This window comes from Ilumatobacter nonamiensis YM16-303 (genome assembly GCF_000350145.1).
Taxonomy (GTDB): Bacteria; Actinomycetota; Acidimicrobiia; order Acidimicrobiales; family Ilumatobacteraceae; genus Ilumatobacter_A; species Ilumatobacter_A nonamiensis.
Genome location: NZ_BAOL01000197.1, coordinates 1 through 6,829, shown reverse-complemented (window position 1 = coordinate 6,829; position 6,829 = coordinate 1). Strand labels below are relative to the sequence as shown.

Here is a 6,829-nt window from a genome sequence, read left to right as displayed (position 1 = left end):
CGCCTCATCGGGTGCCTGACACCGGATGGGCAGTAGGCGGTCAGGGGTCGGCGGACAGGCGGGTGACGTCGACGGCGACGTCCATGAGTTGATTCGAGCCAGGGCCGAGGACGACGCCACGAACGGGTGCGACGTCGGCGTAGTCCCGACCCCACCCGACGGTCACGTGACGCGTCGGCGGAACCTGGTCGTTCGTGGGATCGAGGTCGAGCCAGCCGCCGCCCTGCTCATCCGGGCCGGTCCACACCGAGCACCAGGCATGGGAGGCATCGGCACCGATCGATTTCACCTCGCCCGGAGGCGGTTCGGTCTCGATGTAACCGCTCACGTACGAGGCGGGGAGTCCGACCCAGCGCAGCACCGCCGTCGCCAGATGAGCGAAGTCCTGGCACACGCCGCGCTGCTTCTCGAGCACCGTGTCGAGCGGCGTCGCCCAATCGGTCGCCGTCCCGTCGAACGTGTACGTGTCGAAGATCTCGCGCGACAGCGCCGCGACACCCTCGACGACCGGACGGCGCGGCGGGAACACACGGTTCGCCAACGCGGCGAGCAGCTCGGGACGGTGCGCCGGTGTCGACGCCTGGGTCAGCGCCCGATACGGGCCGATCTTCGTCGCCGATGCATCCCGGAGCCCACGCGCCGCCGCGGCGACGTCCTCCCACGGCTGGGTCGTCGTCGGGACCGCCGGCACGTGCGTGTCGACCACACTCTGTGCCGAGATCTCGAACGCGTCGTGGCGGTGATGGACACCGAGCTGCACGATCCGGTTCCCGAAGACGTCACGGGTCTCGACGAACTCGTCGGGTGCCGGGGTCGTGGTGACTCGGGCCGAGTTCACCTGCTGGAAGTCTCGGTCGCGAGGGAGCAGACACGCCACCGTGTACGCGTCGTTGACGGCCAGGCCGTATCGGTAGGACGTGCGATGGGTGACGCGATACCGGGTCATGCGACCGCACCCGGATCGACGAGTCGGGACCTGACGAGCGTCGGGTGAGGCGGGGCGACGAGCCGCGTCGAGGTCAGTTCCACGGCCAGGTCGTGAAGGGCAGAGGCGATCCGTTCGAGCGTTGCCGGCGGAGTCCCCACGGCGAAGCCGGCCAGATCGTCGCCGAGGGATTCGAGCCGCTCGATCCCCGCCGTCCACCCGATCGCCTCGGCGTTGCGGACCATCCCGGCGACCGACGCGGCACCCGAGCGCGGGTTGCGCTGGTCGTGGAGGATCAGCGCCAGGATCGCATCGAGTTCCACGTCGCTGCGGTGCCGACGGCGGTACGCCACGAGGCTGTCGTTCGATGCGAGCACCGCCTCCAGCCCGCGTCGCCGAGCGTCGTCGGCCAGCGTGGTGTCGACCTGGATCCGGACGGCCATCGACGCGCTCGTGACCGCGACGAGCGCGCGTTCGTAGCGCTTGGCGAAGTCGCCGTAGTACCACGCCGGTCCGCGCACGACGCTCTCGCTCCACAACCCGGCGAACGCCGAGAGCTGGTACAGGATCGTGTCCAGCGCGTCGACGTCGTCCGGTCGCGCGACCAGCCGGTCACGGCTGTCGACCATCTCACCGAGCACGCGGCCGGTGGTCGTGCTGAGGAACTCGCGGACCGACGCCGACTCGGCGAGCATCGATCCGATGTGGAATTCGAGCGATTCCGATGCGGCGACGACCGCTTTGCGACGAGCGTCGGTCAGCGCTGCCGGCATCGCCGGGTCGACGGCCGCGGTGTCGGGCACGTCGGAGCCGGTCAGCGCCGCGAGCAGTTGCATCGCCGGCGTCGCGCGACCGTCCCACGCGGCCACCGGCGCCGCTGCAGCGATGACCCGCATCGAACGCGCCACCGCTTCCGCGCGCTCGGACGCCCGTCCGAGCCAGTACAAGGAGTGCGCGGCGCGAGTCGGCACCGACGTGATGAAGTCGACCTGTGGCGCCGATCGGACGTCGACGACGAGGCTCGGCGCGATCGTGTCGCCGAGGACCCAGATGTCCTTCACCCGCGACGGAGTGGGCAGCGTCGGGTCGTCGTGCGGCTCGATGATCCGGCCGTTTCCTCCGGGGATCACGGCGATTCCCTCGTCGGTCGCGACCGCGTGGAAGCGCAGCACGATCGGCTGATCGACGACTTGGCCGTCCACCAGACACGGGATGCGCTCGGCCGGTCGTCCCAGCACATCGTCGATGCGCGTGGAGCCGGCGGCGACTCGCGGGGAACGCAGGTGCAACCACGGTTCGTCACCGGTCAGAGCCTCACCCACCCGATCCCAGGCGCCGACCAGCGCCGGAGCCTCGATCAGCCCGGTGCCGTGCGCATTGGCCATCGTCACGGTGCCGGCGTCATCCGCGAGCAGCACACCCGGGATGCCTGCAGCTCCGAAGGTGTTGGTCTCCAACGGGTCCAGCTGCCGATCGACGATCCGTCGATGCAGCACGTCGATGCGCTCGAGCCCGCCGAGCGTCTGGAGCCACAGCTGACTCTCGCGGACGACGAGGTCGGGGCCCTCGACGACGTTGAAGCCCAACTGTGTCGCCATGTACGAGTGGTCGACGTACGCCGGATGGTCGATCCCGCTCGTCAGCATCACGACACGCGGGCCATCGACGGTCGTCGTGTCGACCAGCGCGCGTCGAACCATCGCCAGCGACGCGTCGAGGCTGCGCGGGAGCTCGTCGCCGATGTCGGCGACCTGCGTCAGGACACTGCGGTCGAGCAACGTGTACCCGAGTCCGGCGGGAGTGTCGGTGTGGTCGGCGATCGCGAACCAGACACCGTCAGCGGTGCGGACGATGTCGACCGCATACGTGGAGAGCCAGCGGCGCTGGTGGCGTCGGGCGACCGCACCGACCGCCGAGAGGCGATAGCCGGGAGAACCCCACAGCACCGCCGGGTCCACCAGACCGTCGGCGACCAGACGGCGTTCCCCGTACAGGTCGTCGAGCAGCGACTCGAGCATCTGCATGCGTCGCGTGACCGCACCCTCGATCCACGTGAACTCGTCCGCGGAGATCACATAGGGCATCGGATCGAGTCGCCACGGGCGGCTCGCGATGCCGACGGAACGGCCGTCGGAACGGACGGGAAGGTCGTGGACGATGTGGCCGGCGCCTTCGGCCATGAGCAGCCGGTCGATCGCGCCTTGTCGTCGTACGAGTTCGCCGAGGTCAGTCGGATCCACGGCGTCGGACGTCGTACTCATCAACCACCATCGATACTGAGATAGCGATCCGTGATCGCGCTGTTCACCTTGCCGAGCAGCGACTGTACCCACTCCATCGCGCGATCGAGATCGGCGCCGTCGGTGGTCGTCGCCATGGTCGACATGAGCGCGTCGCGGGCGACCGTGACGGTCGCCCGCACGCCGTCCGACCTGGTGAGCCGGTCCAGGCTGCGATCGATCTCATCGAGACAGAACGCCACCGCACGGGGGAAGCGAGCGTCGAACAGCAGGAACTGCACCACCGATGTCGCGTCGATCGAACCGCGTGTCGAACGCTGGTACATCTGGAGGGCCGACAACGACCGCAGCACGCCCATCCAGTGGACTTCGTCGTAGCTCAGCGACGACTCGCGGTGCGCCATGAGCGCGGCCGCGCGCACGCCGACGACGCGGGTCGTCATGTCGGCTCGTTCCAGATATCGACCGAGCCGCCAGATCTGCCAGGCGTCGTCGCGCGACATCGACGAGGTGAGAATGCCGTCGAGGCGCCGGCTGTCGTCGATCACGCGGGTCAGGACGCGGTCCCGGAACCGTCGATCATCGGCGCGGACCGCTTCGTCGCGGGTGAACAACGAGAGGTCGTTCACGGCCCGCCACGCTTCACGCGGCAGCACCTCTCGCGTCGTGCGCAGGTTCGATCGTGCGGCCTTGACGCACTGGGCAACGCTGCCTTCCTGCTTGGCGTCGGACACGAGCCGACGGACCACGTACCGCTCGTCGATCTCGACGGTTTTCGACTCGAGGTCGTCGGTTGATCCGGAGTGAGTCTCACCGAGAACCGCCAGGAGGGCTCCCCACCGCGACACCGAGTCGTCCTCGGTCGGGAGGTCGTCGATCAGTTCGCCGTAGGACTGGACGAGTCGCGACACGTCCTCGCCGCGTTCGAGGTACCGAGCGGCCCAGTAGATGCGGTCGGCGTTGCGCGTCAGGAGCGCCATCAGGCCTCCCCTCCCCCGATGGACTGCGATTGCTGTTGTGCGCTGTCCCCTTGGGACTGGGTCTGGCTCTGGCTCTGCGACCACTGGTTGCCGTCTCGCGGTTCGTCGACGATCCAGGTGTCCTTGCTGCCGCCACCCTGCGACGAGTTGACGATCAGCGAACCCTCTTGGAGCGCCACTCGGGTCAACCCTCCCGCGGTGACGTAGCTCGACTCGCCCGTGAGGATGAACGGGCGCAGGTCGACGTGACGCGGTTCGAGGTTGCCGTCGATCAGCGTCGGCACGGTCGACAGGTTGATGATCGGTTGCGCCACCCAGTTGCGCGGGTCGTCGAGGATCGCCTCGGCGCACGCCGTGAGTTCCTCCTCGGTCGCCCGGCTCCCGATCGTGATCCCGTATCCGCCGCTCTCGTTCGCCGGCTTCATCACGAGTTCGTCGAGGTGTTCGAGGACGTACTCACGCTCTTCGTCGTACATGCAGCGGTAGGTCGGCACGTTGGCGATCTGCGGCTCCTCGTCGAGGTAGTACCGGATGATGTCCGGCATCCAGGCGTAGACGCACTTGTCGTCGGCGACACCCGCGCCCGGGGCGTTGGCGATGCCCACGTTTCCGGCCTTCCAGGCCCGCATCAGGCCGGCGACGCCGAGGAGGGAGTCGGGGCGGAATGCTTCGGGGTCGAGGAAGAGGTCGTCGATGCGTCGGTAGATCACGTGGACGCGTCGGCGCCCGTCGGTGGTGTGCATGTAGACGCAGTCGTCGTCGCCGACGACGAGGTCGCCACCTTCGACGAGTTCGGCACCCATCCGCTGCGCGAGGAACGAGTGCTCGAAGTACGCCGAGTTGAAGATGCCGGGGGTGAGCACGACGATCCGTGGCTTGCGCACGCCGTCGGGAGCGAGCGACGCCAGCAATCGGCTGAGGGCGTCGGTGTAGGTGTCGACGGGCCGGATGCGGTTGTGCCCGAACAGTTCGGGGAACGCGCGCTTCGTGACGGCGCGATTCTCGATGACGTAGCTCACGCCGGACGGGACACGGAGGTTGTCCTCGAGCACGTAGAACGTTCCGTCGTCGTCACGAACGAGGTCCGAACCCGAGATGTGCGCCCACACTCCGAACTTCGGGTGCGCTCCGACGCACTCGGGGCGGAAGTTCGCCGAATCCTGGAGGAGGTCGGGCGGAAACACGCCGTCTTCGATGATGCGCTGGTCGTTGTACAGGTCGTCGATGAACATGTTCACGGCTCGCAGCCGCTGTGCGAGACCACGTTCGACCTGGCTCCACTCGTCGCCGGGGATGATGCGCGGCACGACGTCGAACGGCCATGCCCGGTCGATGTTCTCGCCGTCGGAGTACACGGTGAACGTGATCCCCATCGTCAGGATGTCGAGTTCGGTGGCGTGCTGTCGCGCGAGGAGTTCCTCGGGTCCGAGGTCGTCGAGCAGGGACCACAATCCGGCCGCTGCGGGGCGAGGAGTGTGGTCGGGGGTCAGCAGTTCATCCACGACCCCTAGTCATACCCCATTCGGGTGATCCGAAACTCCCCGCCATGTTGCCGCTGTGGGTCCATCAGGTGACGTAACTTCGATGGCGTGGCGTCGTCGGAGGAGTTCGGAGCACCGGTCGAGGTCTCCGTCGATCTGCCGGAAGGCGGCCAGCGGACCGTCTCGATCACCAACCCCGGCAAGCCGATGTTCCCGTCGGTCGGGCCGGACAAGCAGGAGCGGACCAAGCTCGATCTCGCGAACTACTACGTCGCGGTCGGCGACCCGATCATGCGGACACTGCGCGACCGCGCCGTCCTGCTCGAGCGGTACCCGAATGGTGTACGTGGGAAATCGTTCTTCCAGAAGCGGATCCCCGACTCGGCACCCGACTGGTTGACGACGACCAGGGTCCAGACGATCAACGGGACCCCGTCACGAGCGCTCGTCATCTCCGATCTGGCCCACGTTCTGTGGGCCGCCAACCAGGGAGTGCTCGGGCTACACGTGTGGCAGTTCCGCGCGTCGGAACCCGACGACGCCGACGAGATGCGGATCGACCTCGATCCCTCGCCCGGCGTCACGTTCGACATGACTCGCGAAGCCGCCGGGCACACTCGCGACCTGCTCGCCGAGCTCGGCATGATCGGGTTTCCGAAGACGACCGGCAGCAAGGGCATCCACATCTACGTGCGGGTCGAGCCGGGCTGGGACTCGTTCGCCGTGCGGGGAGCGGTGGTGGCGCTGGGCCGGATGCTCGCCGACCGGCACCCGGATCTGATCACCGACAAGTGGTGGAAGGAGGAGCGCGGTGAGCGCGTCTTCGTCGACTTCAACCAGAACGCGCCACACAAGAACATGTTCGGTGCCTGGGGCGTCCGGCCCCGCGTCGGAGCGCAGGTGTCGACCCCGTTCCGGTGGGACGAACTCGACACGATCGATCCCGACGCCTGTACCATCGACACGGTGCCGGGTCGGCTCGCTGAGCACGGTGACCCGTGGGAGCTGATGGACGACGCCGAGTGCACGATCACCCCACTCGTCGAGCGATTCGCCTCCGACCTCGCCGACGGTATCCCCGACGCCCCCTGGCCACCGGTCTACCCGAAGATGCCGAACGAGGCCCCACGCGTCCAACCCAGCCGCGCCCGCAAACCCGACTGACGATCGAGAACCATCCGGTGTCAGACACCCGATGGCACG

5 protein-coding genes are annotated in these 6,829 nt (G+C 68.0%); 1 reads left to right on the top strand and 4 read right to left on the bottom strand.

What is annotated here, in order from left to right; translation table 11 throughout:
- Positions 1-40: 40 nt before the first annotated feature.
- From ON45_RS16585 to ON45_RS16570, 4 genes are read right to left on the bottom strand one after another with little or no spacing between them, the layout of a single operon-like run.
- Positions 41-946, bottom strand: a complete 906-nt coding sequence (locus tag ON45_RS16585; RefSeq protein ID WP_040495234.1) for a transglutaminase family protein — start codon at positions 944-946, stop codon at positions 41-43.
- Positions 943-3,186, bottom strand: a complete 2,244-nt coding sequence (locus ON45_RS16580; RefSeq protein ID WP_040495232.1) for a circularly permuted type 2 ATP-grasp protein — start codon at positions 3,184-3,186, stop codon at positions 943-945. Before ON45_RS16580 ends, ON45_RS16585 begins: the two co-directional genes overlap by 4 nt.
- A complete protein-coding gene (locus tag ON45_RS16575; protein WP_051063232.1) occupies positions 3,186-4,145 on the bottom strand; it encodes an alpha-E domain-containing protein in 960 nt (319 codons plus the stop codon). The genes ON45_RS16580 and ON45_RS16575 overlap by 1 nt, the downstream gene beginning before the upstream one ends.
- Entirely contained in the window at positions 4,145-5,647 is a 1,503-nt protein-coding gene (locus ON45_RS16570) for a circularly permuted type 2 ATP-grasp protein (protein WP_040495230.1), read from the bottom strand. Before ON45_RS16570 ends, ON45_RS16575 begins: the two co-directional genes overlap by 1 nt.
- Positions 5,648-5,734: 87 nt before the next feature.
- Here ON45_RS16570 and ligD point away from each other — a divergent pair, with 87 nt between their 5' ends.
- The gene (gene ligD, locus ON45_RS16565) at positions 5,735-6,790 is read left to right on the top strand and encodes a non-homologous end-joining DNA ligase (protein WP_083915084.1); all 1,056 of its coding nucleotides are present in this window, start codon (positions 5,735-5,737) and stop codon (positions 6,788-6,790) included.
- The last annotated feature ends 39 nt before the right edge of the window (positions 6,791-6,829 follow it).